We start from the raw sequence: 245 nt of genomic DNA on the forward strand, positions 1-245 counted from the left end.
TCCGTAGCTCAGCTGGATAGAGTACTCGGCTACGAACCGAGCGGTCGGAGGTTCGAATCCTCCCGGATGCACCATTCTCACTCTCAGAGAATACTGGTAGTAAACGATATCGTGTTAGCAGTCGATATCACGGTGAGTAGTTGGCACCCTGTGTTATACAAGAATTTGCAATGCATCCGTAGCTCAGCTGGATAGAGTACTCGGCTACGAACCGAGCGGTCGGAGGTTCGAATCCTCCCGGATGC

Annotated in this window: 1 tRNA gene; it reads left to right on the top strand. The window is 52.2% G+C overall.

Annotation, left to right across the window (positions count from 1 at the left end):
* Positions 1-172: 172 nt before the first annotated feature.
* Positions 173-245: transfer RNA gene (locus ACSZO1_RS22850), tRNA-Arg, on the top strand.

The organism is Erwinia sp. V71, from assembly GCF_965644245.1.
Classification (GTDB): Bacteria; Pseudomonadota; Gammaproteobacteria; order Enterobacterales; family Enterobacteriaceae; genus Erwinia.